Consider the following 17890-nt stretch of genomic DNA (forward strand, 5'->3'; position numbering starts at 1 on the left):
TTTATTTATATACAAACTTAATGAAAGCTTATGAAATGGGTAAATCATTTGGTAGATATAATCTATCCGAAAACGTGTGAATCTTGCGGTGATACACTTTTGGGTGGAGAAAAACTGATTTGTACTAAATGCCTGATAGATTTACCCAGAACCTATACACACCTAAAGCCCAACGCTGATATAGAAAAAAGATTCTGGGGGAAACTCAATGTTGCATTTACAATTTCTTTTGTAAGATTTTCGAAAAAGGGAAAAGTGCAGCGCTTGTTGCATCAGCTGAAATACAAAAACAAACCTGAGCTGGGTGTTTTATTGGGCGAGCTTTATGGACGGGATTTAAAAGCAGCAGGGTTTGAAAAAAAAATAGATTTGATTATAGGCGTGCCGATGCATAAAGAAAAAGAGAAACAGCGTGGCTATAATCAGGCCAACTGTATAGCCGAAGGACTATCAAACGCACTTGGTGTTCCGTACGATACAGCAGTTGCTAAAAAATTGATCAGCACCACTACCCAAACCAACAAGAGCCGGTTTGAACGTTTCACGAATGCACAGAATGTTTTTGATATAGACGATACCGAAAAGATAAAGGGTAAGAGAATTGCGATTGTTGATGATGTGCTGACGACGGGTGCCACGATAGAATCTTTCGGACAGTCTTTATTAGACGGAGGATGCTCTGAAATTGCCATAATTACGCTCGCTGCTGCCGACTGAGAATTGGCTGTAGCAAAACGAATCGGGGGTTGATAGGGAATAAAAAAACCTTGGCGGCCAGCCAAGGTTCAAAAATCAATATAACTTGCTTATAATGAGCTTATAACTTGCGTTTTCCTTTAGGTCCGATTGCAATCATTGCGCAACGGAAACCAATGGTTGCAGTGGCGGAGTCCTGATCTAAATAACGACGCGTACCCGGCGACAACCAATAGGCAACGTCGTTCCACGAACCTCCTTTATAAACACGTAATTTATTATCAATCAGGGTATTAAATCCTTTCTTGTCGTAAAGGCTTTCTTCATCCATGTAATCATTACGTCTGATAGGGTTCAAATCGTTCACATCCTGGAATGAGTTAGGTCTGTACAGGTCAATAACCCATTCGTTCACATTGCCAGCCATGTTATACAAACCAAAATCGTTTGGAGGAAAATCGTAAACTTCCATTGTAATGATACCGCCGTCGTTGCTGCGGCCGGCTATACCGGCGAAGTCACCCCTGCCCCTTTTAAAGTTGGCCAGCATAGCTCCTTTCTTGCTACCTTTAGGTGTACGCAAAGATGAACCATCCCAGGGATAAATGCGCTGATTAGATTGGTTCTCGTCCATGTATTGAGTACCCACCATAGCTTTGGCTGCATATTCCCATTCAGCCTCTGTCGGAAGCCGATAACTAGGTAATACGTTTCCGGTTTCAATGGCTAAACGGCTTTCAACTCTGGCTTGTGGAGCCTGTGCTGTTGGGTTTCTTCGGTTTTTTCTGGTTTTTGGAGCAGCACGCATGGCCATTTCGTTATTAACTGCGCGGGTTCTCCATTTACAATAATCAGAAGCCTGTACCCATGTTACACCCACAACCGGATACAATCTGAAACCGGGGTATCTTAGATATTGTTCGGTATATTGGTCATTAAAAGAGAGTTTATTCATCCAGACAGTGGTATCGGGCAAGGCAGACTCATAAAACTCCTGAGAAGAATCTCTCTGAACACTGTATAGATACTCAAGCCAGTTGAGGTTTGAAATCTCGGTTTCGTCCATATAAAAAGAAGATACCGTTACTGTTCTTTCAAGGTTATCGCGAGAGTAAGCAATATCTTCTTCAACAGTACCCATTGTAAAGCGTCCTCCTTCAATATACACCAGGTTAGGCCCGGCGGGCTGCCCTTTAAACGAATTCACCTGAAAACCTTCATTTGCCGGCCCTCTCCTCGCTTTTCTGCCTTTTTTTTCTTTTGCGTATGCTATACCTGTTGCATTACTGTTACGCCCCGGATCAATACTGGTTCTTTTTTTGCTCGAACAACCACTTAGGACAAGCGACAGGGCTAATGCTCCTGTAATCGAACTAAAAAGTATTCTTTTCATTGTAAAAATGATTTGTGTTAATAGAATTCGTTTTGCAAAAATAGGTTATTTGGCGTTAATATCTTCATATACTGTTCCGCAAAACTGAAAGAAAGGTCAATCTTTTCCAACAAACTTACTTAAAAGTATATCTAAATCATCAATAGTATGTAAATTTTCTACTGTGAAAAGAAGTTTTGATTTCAATTCCTTCAAAGAACACTTTTTAGGGTTGTTTTTAATGTAATCCAGAATCCTACCAAATTTATCTGCCTGGAAATACTCCGTTTTCTCAGAGGAAACGAAATAACATTTTAAGATATTGTTTTTTAAAGTTAATTTTTCGAAACCTAATTGCTCAGCTTTCCATCTGATTCTTACCATTTTAACAAGATTCTGTACTTCTTGTGGCATAGGACCGAACCGGTCGATAAGGGATGACTGAAAAGCTGTTAATTCTTCTTCTTTTTCAATGTTATCAAGCTGATTATACAACGAAAGGCGTTCAGATATATTACTCACGTAATTTTCTGGTATAATTATCTGCAAATCTGTCTCAATCTGGCAGTCTGGCAAACGCAAATCAGCAGTTGCAGCTGTCAGTTCCTTCATAAAGAGGTCTTTAAACTCGGTTTCTTTCAGCTCCTGCACAGCTTCATCCAGAATTTTATGATAGGTTTCATAGCCCAGATCATTGATGAACCCGCTTTGCTCGGAACCGAGCAGGTTTCCGGCACCTCTGATGTCTAAATCACGCATAGAAACCTTAAATCCATCGCCCAAATCAGAAAATTCTTCCAATGTCTGAAGTCTTTTTCGGCCATCACTTGATAAAACAGACATAGGTGGCGTAAGCAGATAACAGAAGGCTTTGCGGTTTGAACGCCCTACCCTGCCCCTCATTTGATGCAAGTCTGACATACCGAAATTCTGCGCCTGATTGATAATGATAGTATTAGCGTTTGGAATATCAAGCCCCGACTCAATAATATTGGTAGAAACCAGCACGTCATATTCGCCCTCAACAAACTTCATCATTACCTTTTCAAGCCTGTCACCTTCCATTTGTCCATGAGCTATGCCAATTTTGGCATCTGGTACCAGTCTTAAAATGATATTGGCAATAGATTCAATATCATTAACCCTGTTATGAACAAAATAGACCTGCCCACCGCGTTTGAGTTCATAGCTGATGGCGTCACGAATCATTTCTTCTCTAAAAACATGCACTTCTGTTGTTACAGGCTGCCTGTTGGGTGGAGGCGTTGAAATAACAGATAAATCTCTTGCCCCCAGTAATGAAAAATGCAGTGTGCGAGGTATAGGTGTGGCTGTAAGCGTAAGCACATCTACGTTTAACTTCAGTTCTTTAAGTCTGTCTTTGGCTTTTACGCCAAATTTTTGCTCCTCGTCTATAATAAGCAGGCCTAAATTCTTAAACTCAATGTCTTTGTTCAGTATTCGGTGAGTGCCTATCAATATATCAATTTTGCCTTCTTTAAGCTTTTTAAGTGTTTCAGCAACCTCTTTGGCGCTTCTGAACCGGCTTATCTGGTCAACAGTTACAGGCAATTTGGCAAGGCGTTCGGCAAATGTCTTATGGTGTTGCATTGCCAGAATAGTTGTAGGTACCAGTACCGCCACCTGCTTGCTATCGGCTACAGCTTTAAAGGCCGCACGGATGGCCACTTCTGTTTTGCCAAAGCCTACATCTCCACATACCAGCCTATCCATCGGATACGGTTTTTCCATGTCTTCTTTTACATCGCTGGTAGCTTTGGCCTGGTCTGGGGTGTCTTCATAAAAAAACGATGATTCCAGCTCGGCTTGCATGAATCCGTCTTTTGAGAACGCAAAACCTGGCGCCATACGACGTTTGGCATACAGCGCTATTAGCTCTTTGGCAATGTCTTTTACCTGCTTTTTGACTCTCGACTTCTTGTTTTCCCACTCAGTTGAGCCTAATTTGCTCATGGTGGGCGGGGTACCTTCTTTGCCAGAGTATTTGGCTATCTTGTGCAGAGAGTGAATATTAACCAGCAGAATGTCGTTATCGCGGTATATTAGCCTTACGGCTTCCTGCTCTTTGTCGCCTACCGTTACCTTCTCCAGGCCGGCAAACCGGCCAATACCGTAATCAATATGAGTTACAAAATCACCTGTTTGCAGAGACTTTAACTCCTTCATTGTCAGCGCTTTAGTTTTGCTGAACTTGTCGCGGACTTTGAAACGATGGTAACGGTCGAATATCTGATGGTCGGTATAAACGGCTACTTTGGTTTGTTCATCAATGAAACCACTGCGTAGCGAAATCTGAAGCGATTGAAATTTGGTGAAAGGGTCAATTTCATCAAAAATTGAATTTAGTCTGCTAAGTTGTTTTACTGATTCTGCCGTAATGGCAGTAGTAAAATGGCGCGCCTGGTTTTCTTTGATGTTGTCTGTCAGGCGTTTAAAATCTTTACTAAATGAAGGCTGATTTTTACTCTGAAAAGTTAATTTTTCGGCGTCTTTATAATAACTTTTGGTTCCAAACTCAATTAATTTAAACTTCTTAAATTCGTTCTGCACTCCCCTGCGGGTTTCAAATAATGCCTCGGGTGTTTCTATTACTCGTATGCCGCCGCTCTTGGCCAGAATCTGCTGAAAGTGCTGTTCTACCTGCTGAAAACACTCATCAATTACTTCAAAACAGAACGATGCGTCTTTTGTCCAAATAATACTTGTCTGACGAATAAAGCTAAAGAATGATTCGCGGGTTTCCTGAATCAGTTTGTTCTGTACATCAGGTATTATGTTAATCTGGCTAACGGTTTGTACTGATAGTTGAGACTCAGGGTTAAACAAGCGGATGCTGTCTATCTCATCGCCGAAAAGTTCAATACGGCAGGGGTACTCTGAAGCAAAGGAGAAGATATCAACTATACCCCCGCGAACCGAAAATTGCCCCGGTTCATACACAAAGTCGGCCTTTTCGAAATCATACGAAATGAGTAGCTCGGCAATAAATGTAATGTCAAGGGTATCACCGGTTTTAAGTTGTAAAGTATTGGCAATGAGCGATTTCTTATTGATTACTTTTTCTGATAGTGCCTCTGGGTAGGTAACAATCAGCAGGTTTGCCTTATCATTATTGAGTTGATTCAGAATTTCAGCTCTTTGCAGCACATTGGCATTATCTATTTCTTCATATTCATAAGGTTTTTTATATGACATCGGAAAAAGAAACACATTTTCTTCCCCCAGCAGATTCTGTAAATCATTGTAGAAATAGGCTGCGTCTTCTTTATCGTTCAGAATAAAAACATTGTGCTGCGGGTTATTTTGGTAATAAACAGCTGCAAAAACGGCGTCTAAACTTCCGGAAAGCCCTTTCAGTTGCAGAACATTGTTTGACCTTATGTTTTCAATGGCAGTTTGAATGAAACTGTCTTCACTATATATTTTCAGTAACTCTTTTACTTCCACAGGGCAATTTTTTGTATATAGTAAAAAGACCGAATTTAATTTCCGGATCCTTAATTTCAGTACAAAATTATAAAATAAACGCAATACTGATTTTTTGATGTATTAATACTTTCAAAAAACCTGAATTGCTGATAAAATGGGGCATAAAAATGCGTCTTTAGTCAATGTGGTTATAATAATGCGAAGTGCCTGATTCTATTGCGATTGAATGATATCAATCAGTTTTTTAAGTGCCTGTTGTTGAGCCTCAGTTGTTTCCGGATATGCCATTTTAAGCTTTTGCAATTCTTTTATTACTATTGAAGCAACAATGAGCCGCATATTTTTTTTATCATCAGCCGGAACCACATACCAGGGGCATTTTTCTGTGGCTGTGGCGTTGATTAGGTCTTCGTAAGCATATTGATACGCTTTCCAGAAACCGCGTTCTTTTACATCGGTTTCATCAAATTTCCAGTTTTTTGATGGGTCTTTTATGCGTTCAATTAGCCTTTGGCCTTGTTCTTCTTTAGAAACGTTAAGAAAAAGTTTTACTACCCGTATCCCATTCCTGTGCAGGTAGGCTTCCATATTTTTAATATCTTCGTATCTGTTTTTAAAGAGTTTGTCCATGTCGTCGGTTAATTCCCCGGGCAGGCGCTGGTTGTTTTTTATTATTTCAGGGTGAACTTTGGTAATCAGTACCTCTTCATAATAAGAACGGTTAAAGACCGTAATACTGCCTCTTTCAGGCAATTGCAGGTTGGTTCGCCACAGATAGTCATGCTCCAGCTCTGTTTCAGTAGGTCTTTTAAATGAATGGCATTTTAAACCCTGTGGATTAACGCCTGAAAAAACAGCATTAAGGGTGCCGTCTTTCCCTGCGGCATCCATCGCCTGTAAAATAACAAGCAGACCATATCTGTTGTGGGCATACATTAAACTTTGTAACTCATCCATCTGCTTATGCATTTCGGCAAGAGATTTTTCATAATCTATTTTGTCTTCGTAAAAGTCGTTGACTTTAGTTCTGAAATCAGCGATTGAAAATTTGTCATTTTTTGCAATTAAGAATTGCTGAATATCTATTTTTTTCATTTACAAACAGACGTTAAAAAATTAAGAACTATCAGATTCTAAATCTAAATTGAAGCAAGCAGATTACCTTTAGACTAGCAGCAAACTTCATTGTTTATTTTGGTTGCAATTTTATGGGTTAACCCGCTCTTTTATTATACCCTCCTTGTTTTACTATTTAGGGTTTTCAGAGATTAATTGCCAGCTCAAATTTTACTTTGTCCATCATTACATGTGTATAAAACTGCTTAACATCTTCATTATCCATCAGGTACTTCTTCGAAAATTCTTCATAATGTTTCATGTCTCTTGTATTAACAATTAATACAAAGTCATAAATACCTGTTACGTAATAACATTGCGATACTTCCGGAAGACCTGAAACAAGATTTTTAAACGAATCGATTACTTTAGAGCTACCTACATGCAAAGATACATCTACAATGCAAGAAATATTAAAACCCAAAGCTCTTGACGAAACAACAGATATATCGGCCTCAATAATTTTATCATCTCTTAGTTTTTTCAAGCGCCTTTGCACAGCGCTTGTACTCAGGCTTATTATAGTACCAATTTCTTCGGCTGTTGTTTTGTTATTTTTCTGAAGCAACGCCAATATCTTTCTGTCGTACTCGTCTGGTTCTTGCATAATTTACCTGTATTTTATCTGATTAGTAGATAATTTATGAAAAAATGAAGGGGTTTTTAATTAAAAAACGCAGCAATTAAGCAATAAATTTGCATTTTGTAATAAAACAGGCTATTACGTCAATAACATAAAAAAAGCTATTAACATTCAGAAAAAATGAGAAAGAGATTAACACTTATTGCATTAGTATTGTTTATATGTGCAGTTTTAAAGACAAACGGGCAAAGACAAAACCAACAAATTGAAGCCATAACAAAACCACTGGATGAATATATTGAAAGCAAAATCAAAGAGTCAGGAATCGTCGGATTAGGCGCTGCGATAATAATAAATAAAGAGTTAGTCTGGGTAAAAGGTTATGGTTACGCCGATAAAGAAAGCAGGCAAGCTTTCTCCCCAAATACCGTTATGAATATTGGCTCCATCAGTAAAACGGTAACCGGGGTGGCATTAATGAAAGCAGTAGAGGATAAAGTACTATCGCTCGATGACGATATTAATAAATATTTACCTTTTAAGATTGTAAATCCGAATTTCCCGAATGATAAAATAACTTTACGCCATTTGGCAGTTCATACCTCCGGCATAGCGGATACTTATCCTGCTTATGATAGTGTGTATCATTATGGAGGAGATACAAAGGTGCAGTTAGGTGATTTTCTGAAAAGTTATTTGATACCGGGGGGTAAATTTTACCAGCCCGACAATTTCCTGAAACAAAAGCCGGGTTCTTTCAGAGAATATTCTAACATAGGCGCAGCGCTTGCAGGTTTTATTATAGAACAAGCTACTGGAAAAAAACTAAATGTTTATACTAAAGAAAACATATTTAAGCCTTTGAAAATGAAAAGCACTGGCTGGTTTTTTTCAGAAATTAATCTTAAAAATCATTCAAAGCTCTATGAAAAAAGAGATAATGTTATCAAAAAAATAGAATTGTATAGTGAAATAACGTATCCGGATGGGGGTGTGAGAACCTCAGTTTCAGACCTGGCCAGTTTTTTTATAGCATTACTCAGGGAGGGAGAGTATAAAGGAAAGCGAATATTAAAGAAGTCTTCTATTGAGGAAATGCTAAAATTTCAGTACACTGAAACCAATAAGCCCGATAATGTTGATTTGAATGAGAAGAATTCAGGAATTTTTTGGTCCACTAAATTCAACACTACTAAAATTGGTCATGGGGGTTCAGACCCGGGAGTAAAGACAGAAATGCTCTCTGACTTGTCGAAGAACGTTGCTGTAATATTATTTACCAATACAACCCTGCCGGATAGTGAATTTGGTAAATATTTTGGTTCTATTTATAAAGAGCTTGATAAAACAGGAATGAGAATAAAAAAGGAGCTGGCAAAATAGCGAATTTACTACAACTAAATTTTGTTATATTGTAAACAAGAAATATAATTACAGCCGGATTATGAAGGTAAAAGAACTTAAGTTTGTAATTTAAGTGTTAAAAAAGCGTTCAATCAAGAAAAACTGTTAAATAATGAGGATACTTTCAATAGCAATGCTGGGAGTCATAATAGGAGTTATGGCCTTATCAGGATATAAAATCAACAAAAAAGAAAAGAAAATGAACGAAGAAGTAGTGCTTGACAAAGCCGTTGCCACCTTTGGTGCCGGATGTTTCTGGTGTGTTGAAGCCGTTTTTCAGAGGCTTGAAGGTGTTATAAAGGTAGAATCAGGGTATATGGGTGGAACCACCAAAAACCCTACCTATAAAGAGGTTTGTACAGGTACAACAGGCCATGTAGAGGTTACACGGATTACTTACGACCCCAAGAAAATATCGTATGAAGAGTTACTTGAGGTTTTCTGGAAAACTCATGACCCTACCACACTTAACCGTCAGGGCAATGATATCGGTACGCAGTATCGCTCAGTGGTGTTTTATCATGACAATACCCAGAAAGCACTGGCAGAAAAATACAAAACAGAGTTAAACGCTGCCGGTATTTTTAATGCCCCTATTGTAACCGCTATTGAGCCAGAAAAGGATTTTTATATAGCGGAAGATTACCATCAGAACTATTTCAATGAAAACGGCTCGCAGCCTTATTGCCAATTGGTGGTAAGACCAAAAGTTGAGAAGTTTGAGAAGGTTTTTAAAGATAAACTGGCCAAGAAAAAACAATAAGAAAACCGGATAGTGACAGCGCCCTGAATCTAAGCCGATGCAGGGCGCTTTTTTGTTGTTAAATTAGTCTTAACAGTTTTTTTGTTGTATTACAGGTAATAAAACCACAGTAACTTTTAAAACAGTAGAAAAAAATGGTATTTCTGTTATAAACAAACTAATTTTGCACCCGAATTTTAGTTATAAGTACTTAGCTGTCAATCAAGAAGCTAATTACGGTAATTGAAAGATAAAAAATTATTGTACTTTTCATTTCAAAAAATCATGTCTGCATTAGTTGAAACAGCGAGTTTACTCGCTGACAGAATCAATGCGTTGGAGGAATCGGCCACGCTTGGTATGTCGAAAAAATCGCGCGAATTAGCGGCCCAGGGGCACAAAGTCATTAATTTATCTGTCGGAGAGCCAGATTTCAAAACTCCACAACACATTTGTGAAGCTGCCAAGGCAGCTATCGATAATGGTTTCCACCACTACACACCAGTAGCTGGTATTCCTGAACTCCGCAAAGCAATTGCAGACAAGCTCAAGCGTGAGAATAATCTGGATTGGAAACCTGAAAATATTGTAATTTCTACAGGAGCAAAACATTCATTAGCAAACGTAATACAATGTCTGGTAAATCCGGGCGATGAGGTAGTCATATTAGCCCCCTACTGGGTTAGCTACTCTGAAATGGTAAAACTAGCCGATGGAAAGTCAGTAATTGTTGAGGGTGCCTTTGAAAACGATTTCAAAGTAACGCCTGAGCAGCTGGAAGCAGCCATTACAGACCGTACAAAAGTGGTTATGTATGCTTCTCCTAACAACCCTACGGGGTCTGTTTATAGCGAAGCAGAACTAAGAGCTTTAGCCAAAGTGATACAATATCATGAAAACGTATTTATTTTGGCTGATGAGATTTATGAATACATTAATTTTACCGACGAAGGCCATTTCAGTATCGGGTCTATTCCGGAAATTAAAGACAGAGTCATTACTGTGAATGGTTTTGCCAAGGGTTTTGCCATGACCGGCTGGCGTTTGGGTTACATTGCAGCGGCCAAATGGATTGCTGACGGTGTTGAAAAACTACAAGGGCAGGTTACATCTGGTACCAGCTCAATATCTCAGCGCGGTGCTGTGGTAGCATGGGAAGACATGTCGGCACCGAAAATGATGAAGGAGGCGTATCTGCGTCGTAGAGAATTGGTTATTAAGCTTTTAAGAGATATACCGGGTTTGAAAGTAAACGTGCCAGATGGTGCATTTTACGCGTTCCCTGACGTAAGTTACTACTTTGGTAAATCTGACGGCAAGGTAACTATTAAGGATGCCGACCAGCTTTGTATGTGGTTGCTTGAAACCGCACACGTAGCTATGGTAGGTGGTGGTTCGTTTGGCGCGCCTAAGTGTTTGAGAATATCAACGGCAGCATCAGACGAAGCTCTTACAGAAGCTATGGGACGAGTTAAGGCGGCTTTAGCTACTTTGAAATAATTGTTAATAAAGTACAGGGGTTCTGGCATATCAGAGCCCTTATTTTATTTTTCAACTATTAAAAAGTATTATACTTTTTAATAGTGTTTTTAGTACAGTTCGGTTAAAAAAGAAAAAACAGATTGTTTTAACTGTTACTAATAATGCAATTGGAATGATGCAGAGAAGAGATAAACAAAAAATTAAGATTCAATCTTTAGTTTTTTACTTTACAGGTTATTCATAAATTTAAACCAAAATAGATAATTGCTGCGTTTATATACTAACCTGTTTTTAAGTTTAAGAGTTGATAAAAATAGATAAGCAATTATTTTTAAAAGAATACAGATAATGGAAGTGGCTAAGTATGTATCGGTAATTCTGGCTAGTATGCTCAAGTTCTTTGGGGGCCCATTAACCGGTTGGGCGTTGAAAATTTCCTGGGTAGAAACAGCCGTCTGTTCGGTTATCGGAATGATGATTACAGTAACGCTGATAACGTTTTTTGGCAATTATATTGGCGAGGTATTTTCAAAGATTTTCCGTAGAAAAACCAAAAAAAAGGTATTTACCAGGTCTAACAGATTGGCCATAAAAGTACGGCGCAGGTTTGGTCTTATTGGTATATCCTTTCTTACTCCTATATTTTTCAGTCCTATTTTAGGCGCCATACTGGCTATTGCTTTCAGATATCAGAAGAAAGAAATTATTCTGAATATGCTTTTAAGCGCCTGCGTATGGGGAATAATCCAGAGTTTGTTTCTTTATTATCTACGTGATATTTTTACCTGAAAACGCTGTAAATCATTTATTTAGCTAAATCTTTATTACTCTGATACGATTTAAAACCATATCCTGCTTATTGACTTCGAGCAGGTAGCTCCCTCCCATTACTCCCATTGCTCCCATATCTATGTAAGCTACTCCGTCTACGTATTGTATGTATTGTTTTGATACGGGTATCCTTTTACCCGAAGAGCTAATTAGTGTAAAGGCAAGCATATCAAAAGACTCTTCTGCCGGTAGTTTTATATTGCACACGTCCAGAAAAGGATTAGGATAAACAACCCAGTCTGGCAGTATCTTTTTAGATGCGTCTAGTGAATACTTTACAGTAAAATGAATGCTTTTTGAGGTGATAAGGGAGTCGTTTCGATAGACTTTTGCCGTGAGAGAATACCTGCCAAGCGGAAATTTCATGCCTCTGATTTCGCCTTCACCAAACAGATTATGTGGCACCCGTTCAGAAATTCGTTCAAATTTATATGGACCGTTGAGTTCGAACTTAAAAATCACTGAATTTAAATTGCACCGGGCTAAAATATTCAATTTTTCAGGCAGATTTTCAGCGTACAAAATGGTATTGTTGTCAATCCATCCCCTGCTTTCAATCGGATTCTCAAAATAAGTGGCTTTTATAAGTTCAAAATTAATGTTAGGCAAAGCGCAATCAAAATAAACTACAGATTCAATGCTTGCCCCCATGTTATCGTAGACACGTAAATTTACAGGTATTTTGCCGGCAGCGGTAGGCCTTCCATAAAAGCTGAATTCAAATTGGTTGAATTTTAACCAGCCCGGAGGATTAATTAACTCAATGTAAGCAATGTATCCGTCCGGGTCAACGAAAAGATTATTGGGGATACGCAGTACAAAAGACTCGTCTAGTACAACATTGAATGTATAAGCATTTGTATTGGCAGTAGGAATATCATTTGGTCCTTCCTTCACCGGAGGTTTGGTCGGTTCATTTGGGTTTCCAGATACAATATCAGGCAACGGGTTGTCAATTACATGTTTTTCTTTAATGATATCTTCATCATAATTGAATTTTATCTTTTTTTTACCGTTTTCCGAGCGCTTTTTCCAATCATCAGCTACGGCGTCTCTATTGTCAATAAATTGCGAAATCCTGTAGTTCATGGTGTCTGCAAAAACAATAGGTGGCGTTGGCCTGTTAATCCACTTTACCCCTTCAATTACAGCGGGCAAAATTTTTTCTATATCCTTCCCATTGTCGTAGTCAGCGCCAAGCATTATAAAATTACAACCATATTCAGCTGCTCGTGTTACGTAGTTTCTCAAAGCCTCAGGCGTGGGCAAATCAAAGTGCGCAACCTCGGTATAAAACTTCTGATTCGGTTTTAAATTACTGATAACCAGGTCTCCCTGCATGCCGTCTCCTCTAAAAGCATCGGTAGAGGTTTTAACTATATCAATATTTTCAGACAAATCCTTAAATCCAAACGTACCCCTGAGCAAGGTTAAATCATCACTTATCCCGCCATACTCGCAAGCCACATTATAACCGGGGTCAACACTTTTTATGGTTCGGGTCATATAATCAATATAATTTTTTAACATTAAATGGCGGAAATAATACCAGTCTTTTCCTCGTTGGCCATTGAAAGAATCTTTGACATTCCCCCAGTTTACGTAAGGTTCAACTTCGTCGAAACTTTTATAACTGGTTCTCCAGTAGGTATTTAGTGTTCTAATGGTTTTGTATTTAGACTTTGCCCATTCTTTCCATTTAATCATTGCCCATCTGGAATGGTCAAAAACCGCCGGATACGGCGCAGCAGGATATTGCTGGTTATCATAGTTATAGCCTATTTCCTGAGTGGGGGTATTGACAACCGAAATAAATATGATATGCCCCTGTTGCTGCAGTTTTTTATATCTTTCGCACACTTCTTTTACGAAACTACCGCCTTTTTCAACAGAGGGTTGGTGAGCAAAGCTAAAGTGGTTATTATCATAATACATGGTTTGGGGTTTACCTTTAAAATCAGTTACGGCTTCTTCCAGATTATAAAATCCATTTATGCTTGCAATATGTCGGCCTAAATGTATTCTGATGGCAACTTTTATCTTCAGATTATTTACAGCATGGTCTATCTGGTTATCTAATTGAGCCCAGTCAGGCGTAGAATTAGGTTTAGGATACACCCTGTCCCACCAGACTGTCAGTAATGTTGAATTACAACCAGCTCCAACCATTTTATTCATCACATTCAGCCCATGATTAATATCTCTCTCAAGGTTGCCCAGTCCGTGGCATAAATACCTTTGCGCGTCAGAGTTATAAGGAAAAACACACGCTAACCATATAATAATTGAAAATACAGATAATCTCATTTCGAAATGGTTGTTATTTGTCTTGCCTGAAAAAATGAATGTATAGACTTCTTAAAATTAATGATTCTCAGAAAAACACTTTAATGGCAGAACTCAACTAATTTAATTGAAATTTAGAAATATTATGTGAGAAAATCGAAAAAAGCGTAAGGTTATTGAGTCAGAAAGAAACAAATCTGGTAAATAACATGGTCAAATGAATAAATACGATGAAGTAATGGAAATACCATTAATGTTTAGTGGGGGCTTTCATGAATTTATGAAGTATAATAACCCATAATTTCCCCACCGCATATTTGACCTGCAAATGCTAATTTATTAGAGCGCCAGTGCCTTGCTGTTGACAATTTTGTGTGTTTTGGTATCAAATATTAACTGGCTGTCAGTAAAGACAAAGGTGTTTTTTTTCCAGGCGGCTACTGTAACTTTATAGGTGCCTTCAGGAAGGCAGTTTTTAAGAATTGCTGTTCTGAAACCATTGAAAAAGGTTCGTTTTGTTAACAAAGAAGCTTTATCAGTGTTCCGCAGACTCATTACAGGTACTAGCAATGCGCTTTTGTTTGCTGAGTTAAGTAAAAGAATAAAGAGGTTTCCGTCATTTGTAAGAATACTGTTCTCTGATGCCATATAAAGTGTTTCAGAATTAAGATTCATTGCATTCAACTTAAAAATGCCGGGTAATTTTTTTAATTTACTCAGACTATATACTGGTTCTGGTAAAAGGAAAATGTTTCTTTCTGCTAATGTCCGTAGTGTTTGATCAAAATAATTACGGTAATAACAACCACAGGAAGTTGTATTTGAATAATGGTAGTTTACTGAAATCAGCTGTTTCTGATGGTAAAAAAACAGAGCCTTCGAGCGTGAAGCAAAAAAAGAATGGCAAAAATAAAGCATGCCCCCCAGTAAAGCGACACTAAACATATATTTCCGGGCTTTTAACTGAACCAGAAAAGGAATCAGATACAGATACAGGGTAATCCAGAGCAATTGCGTATAGGTTCTGTACCTATCAGGAAAATCTGAGGAAATAATATTTCTGAAAGTTGATAATCCTAAAAAGGTACCTAGAGCGAAAAGGCAAATTCCACTGGTAAGCAGGTAATACAATCGTTTTTCGCGGTCCAATCGGGCAAAAAAGCTATAAATCAAGAAAATTAGCAGTAAGGCAATTACAAACCCGCCCAGTAGATAGATAATAAATAGCTTGCTTGAAGTTTGAACTATAGAGCCGGTTAAAATAAGTAAAGATTTAAGAATATCTTTTATAGGAAACGGCTCCTGAAAGGGCAGCCGGTTAAGAATCCAAAATTTAGTGATTAATAGCGCAAAGCTAATAATTGCAGCACTTTTGAAACGTCTTTCAAAAATTAATATAATAAAAACTGAAATAAAGCCCAGAATGCCGTTACCACTGCTGAAACTGGCACAAATCAGTAAAACCAGGCCCGCATAAAACCTGCCTGAGGTCTCGGTATAGAAAAAACAAAAATAAAACCCCCATAAAAAGAAGCTAATTATGGCAGTATGCTGAAAAGAACACAAAGCCCACAGGGCGTTTTCGTAAGCATATAATGATAATAGAATATAAGGAATGGGTATTAGCCAAATCCAAGAAATCTTTAAAATTTTGAGTTGTCGGAAAAAAAAACCAAATGAAGTTAAAAATATAAGGTTGCCAATAAAATTGATGTGTTTGATGTTGATATTCCCCAATAAAAGATAATATGCCCAGATGGCAAATTTGAAAACAGCCACTGGATGTTCATTCTGCGGTATAAAAAATATCCGGACTTTATCTTTTAAATCATTTAAAGCTGGTAAATCTATTAATACAGAACGGAGAAGCCCGATATCGTCTTCAAACGGAATATTTAGGCCGTATCTGATAAAAATCATCAGGAAAGCAAAAAAGGGTAAAAGCAGCAGCAAGAGATAAACAACAAGCCTTGTGTTTCGCATAGGTTAAATTTAATAGACCAGGCAGCAGCGTTGAAAAAATATAAACAAAATGCAGCCAGTAGCGCGGGTAATTATCAACCATGGTACCTCAACTCTCTGGCGTTATGGCTACTGGTGCCGTCACAGATTTTATTATAAACAATCAAAGAAACAGCTACAATTGCTCAATGATACTGAACATCATGCTGTTTGCAAAATTACGAAAACAATTGAGTAAATAAAGTAAATAACAAGTCTCCGAAATAAGATAAAGTAGGAGGTAGCTTAAAAATGAAAAAAGGTCGTTCCATTGCGGTAGAACGACCCTTTTTTAATGCAAAACAATGGTTATAACTTATTTAGATTGCTTTTGTTTCGGCTGTATATAAAATAAACAATTAAACCTAGTAGCATCCAGACAACAGCAAACTGCTGCGCTTTACTATCTAAAAGAAGCATCAAAGCAAAGTTTGTAATAATGCCAAGCGGCCCTATAATATACACCATAGGTGTTTTGAAAGGTCTGTCTCTGTTTGGCTCTCTGAAGCGTAGTATTAAAACGGCCAGACAAACCATAGCAAAAGCAAATAAGGTACCGAAGCTGGTCATGTCGCTTAGAATACCGATAGGGGTGAAAGAGGCTACTAAAGAAACTAAAAGACCTACCAGAAGTGTGCTTTTCCATGGTGTTTTCCAGGTGGAATGCACTTGCTTGAAGAAATCAGGTAATAAACCGTCTTTTGCCATACCTAAGAACACGCGGGTTTGTCCCAACATCATCACTAACATTACCGAAATTAAACCGGCGGTAGCTGCAGCGGTAATTATGAAAACAGCCCAGGGCTGACCTACTTTATCAAAAGCAAAGGCCACCGGAGCTTTAAGTGCATCACCCACAATGTCGTTATAATTAAGCATACCGGTTAACACCAACGAAACCAATATGTATAATACAGTACAGATTAACAAAGATGCAATAATGGCAAACGGAATGTCTTTTTTAGGGTTAATGGCTTCACCGGCTGAGGTAGAAACTACGTCGAAACCGATATAAGCAAAGAAAATAGCCGCAGCGCCACTAAATATACCTTTCCAGCCATACGCTTCTTTTGCTATACCGTCTTCATGCATTACCATAGTTGGCTCAGGAATAAATGGCTCCCAGTTTGAATAATTGATAAAGAAAGCACCGGCAATAATTACAAAAATTACAGCGCCTAGCTTTAAAATTACAATCAGGTTATTGGTATTTGTTGCTTCTTTAATACCTTTTACGAGAATCCAGGTTACAATCCAGGTAATAATAAATGCAGGTAAATTGAATGCGAAACCAGCCGGCTCCAGACCGTTTGCCTGCGCATAAGATGCTGCCGACCAGGGGTCGTTACGTAAATAGTAAGGAATATCAATACCAAATAAATGAACCAACTTGTTGAAATAACCTGACCAGCTCACCGCCACGGTCATTGCCCCCATGGCATATTCCAAAATCAATCCCCAACCGATAATCCATGCAAAAAGCTCACCGATAGTACCATAGGCGTAAGCATAAGCTGAGCCTTCAACCGGAAGCATAGAAGCAAATTCAGAATAGCAAAGCGCAGCAAAAACGCAACCAATACCCGCTATAATGAACGAAAGTGCTAATGCCGGCCCGGCATGGTAATGAGCAGCAGTACCTGTTAATACAAATATACCCCCTCCAATAATACCCCCGATTCCAATTGCGGTAAGACTCCACTTACCCATTATCTTCTTGAGTTGGTTATTTTTAATATCTGCCTCATATGCAGACATTGGCTTTTTACGCCAAATACTGTGTTTCATAAGATGTTTAGAGTTGTTTTTGGTTTGTTTTAGAAATATAGTGCAATATAATGTAAAATTGGGTTGAAAAGCCAAACTGTTTGTCCAAAAAACGAAATATTCTTTTAAATTTTAGCTTTTTACTTAGAAAAACAGGCTT

General features: G+C 38.3%; 12 protein-coding genes. 5 read left to right on the top strand and 7 right to left on the bottom strand.

Annotated elements, in window-relative coordinates; all coding sequences use genetic code 11:
* Positions 1–30 precede the first annotated feature (30 nt).
* Positions 31–717 (top strand): ComF family protein, encoded by a 687-nt coding sequence (locus tag C0V77_RS03480; RefSeq protein ID WP_101724906.1) that lies wholly within the window; start codon positions 31–33, stop codon positions 715–717.
* A 100-nt stretch (positions 718–817) separates the two neighbouring features.
* Here the strand turns inward: C0V77_RS03480 and gldJ are convergent, their stop codons facing one another.
* The 4 genes from gldJ to C0V77_RS03500 form a co-directional block, all read right to left on the bottom strand.
* Complete coding sequence (gene gldJ / locus C0V77_RS03485) at positions 818–2089, bottom strand: gliding motility lipoprotein GldJ (protein WP_101724907.1); 1272 nt, start codon at positions 2087–2089, stop codon at positions 818–820.
* Between the two features lie 96 nt (positions 2090–2185).
* Complete coding sequence (mfd, locus tag C0V77_RS03490) at positions 2186–5536, bottom strand: transcription-repair coupling factor (protein WP_101724908.1); 3351 nt, start codon at positions 5534–5536, stop codon at positions 2186–2188.
* Positions 5537–5731: 195 nt separating this feature from the next.
* Complete coding sequence (locus C0V77_RS03495; protein ID WP_101724909.1) at positions 5732–6613, bottom strand: PPK2 family polyphosphate kinase; 882 nt, start codon at positions 6611–6613, stop codon at positions 5732–5734.
* 166 nt (positions 6614–6779) lie between these two features.
* Positions 6780–7241, bottom strand: a complete 462-nt coding sequence (locus tag C0V77_RS03500; RefSeq protein ID WP_101724910.1) for an Lrp/AsnC family transcriptional regulator — start codon at positions 7239–7241, stop codon at positions 6780–6782.
* Positions 7242–7397: 156 nt separating this feature from the next.
* Between C0V77_RS03500 and C0V77_RS03505 the strand changes: the two genes are divergently transcribed.
* The 4 genes from C0V77_RS03505 to C0V77_RS03520 all read left to right on the top strand — a co-directional run bounded on the left by C0V77_RS03505 (position 7398) and on the right by C0V77_RS03520 (position 11634).
* On the top strand, positions 7398–8600 hold the full coding sequence (locus tag C0V77_RS03505) for a serine hydrolase (protein WP_101724911.1): 1203 nt from the start codon (positions 7398–7400) through the stop codon (positions 8598–8600).
* A gap of 220 nt (positions 8601–8820) precedes the next feature.
* Entirely contained in the window at positions 8821–9384 is a 564-nt protein-coding gene (gene msrA, locus C0V77_RS03510; RefSeq protein ID WP_229236190.1) for a peptide-methionine (S)-S-oxide reductase MsrA, read from the top strand.
* A 264-nt stretch (positions 9385–9648) separates the two neighbouring features.
* Positions 9649–10863 (top strand): pyridoxal phosphate-dependent aminotransferase, encoded by a 1215-nt coding sequence (locus tag C0V77_RS03515; protein WP_101724913.1) that lies wholly within the window; start codon positions 9649–9651, stop codon positions 10861–10863.
* Positions 10864–11193: 330 nt separating this feature from the next.
* Positions 11194–11634: a small multi-drug export protein gene (locus tag C0V77_RS03520; protein WP_101724914.1), complete on the top strand. Its 441-nt coding sequence runs from the start codon at positions 11194–11196 to the stop codon at positions 11632–11634.
* Positions 11635–11658: 24 nt separating this feature from the next.
* Here the strand turns inward: C0V77_RS03520 and C0V77_RS03525 are convergent, their stop codons facing one another.
* The 3 genes from C0V77_RS03525 to C0V77_RS03535 all read right to left on the bottom strand — a co-directional run bounded on the left by C0V77_RS03525 (position 11659) and on the right by C0V77_RS03535 (position 17751).
* Positions 11659–13983 (bottom strand): beta-galactosidase, encoded by a 2325-nt coding sequence (locus tag C0V77_RS03525; RefSeq protein WP_101724915.1) that lies wholly within the window; start codon positions 13981–13983, stop codon positions 11659–11661.
* 318 nt (positions 13984–14301) lie between these two features.
* Positions 14302–15945, bottom strand: a complete 1644-nt coding sequence (locus C0V77_RS03530; RefSeq protein ID WP_101724916.1) for a hypothetical protein — start codon at positions 15943–15945, stop codon at positions 14302–14304.
* A gap of 327 nt (positions 15946–16272) precedes the next feature.
* A complete protein-coding gene (locus C0V77_RS03535; protein WP_101724917.1) occupies positions 16273–17751 on the bottom strand; it encodes an APC family permease in 1479 nt (492 codons plus the stop codon).
* Between the last annotated feature and the right edge of the window lie 139 nt (positions 17752–17890).

Source organism: Emticicia sp. TH156 (genome assembly GCF_002855535.1).
In the GTDB taxonomy this organism is placed as follows: domain Bacteria; phylum Bacteroidota; class Bacteroidia; order Cytophagales; family Spirosomataceae; genus Emticicia; species Emticicia fluvialis.

What these genes read in the sequence shown, in the direction of transcription:
- C0V77_RS03480 (WP_101724906.1), top strand. Translation starts at nt 31, where the DNA reads ATGAAATGGGTAAATCATTTGGTAGATATAATCTATCCGAAAACGTGT.
- gldJ (WP_101724907.1), bottom strand. Translation starts at nt 2,089, where the DNA reads ATGAAAAGAATACTTTTTAGTTCGATTACAGGAGCATTAGCCCTGTCG.
- C0V77_RS03495 (WP_101724909.1), bottom strand. Translation starts at nt 6,613, where the DNA reads ATGAAAAAAATAGATATTCAGCAATTCTTAATTGCAAAAAATGACAAA.
- C0V77_RS03500 (WP_101724910.1), bottom strand. Translation starts at nt 7,241, where the DNA reads ATGCAAGAACCAGACGAGTACGACAGAAAGATATTGGCGTTGCTTCAG.
- C0V77_RS03505 (WP_101724911.1), top strand. Translation starts at nt 7,398, where the DNA reads ATGAGAAAGAGATTAACACTTATTGCATTAGTATTGTTTATATGTGCA.
- msrA (WP_229236190.1), top strand. Translation starts at nt 8,821, where the DNA reads ATGAACGAAGAAGTAGTGCTTGACAAAGCCGTTGCCACCTTTGGTGCC.
- C0V77_RS03515 (WP_101724913.1), top strand. Translation starts at nt 9,649, where the DNA reads ATGTCTGCATTAGTTGAAACAGCGAGTTTACTCGCTGACAGAATCAAT.
- C0V77_RS03520 (WP_101724914.1), top strand. Translation starts at nt 11,194, where the DNA reads ATGGAAGTGGCTAAGTATGTATCGGTAATTCTGGCTAGTATGCTCAAG.
- C0V77_RS03525 (WP_101724915.1), bottom strand. Translation starts at nt 13,983, where the DNA reads ATGAGATTATCTGTATTTTCAATTATTATATGGTTAGCGTGTGTTTTT.
- C0V77_RS03530 (WP_101724916.1), bottom strand. Translation starts at nt 15,945, where the DNA reads ATGCGAAACACAAGGCTTGTTGTTTATCTCTTGCTGCTGCTTTTACCC.
- C0V77_RS03535 (WP_101724917.1), bottom strand. Translation starts at nt 17,751, where the DNA reads ATGAAACACAGTATTTGGCGTAAAAAGCCAATGTCTGCATATGAGGCA.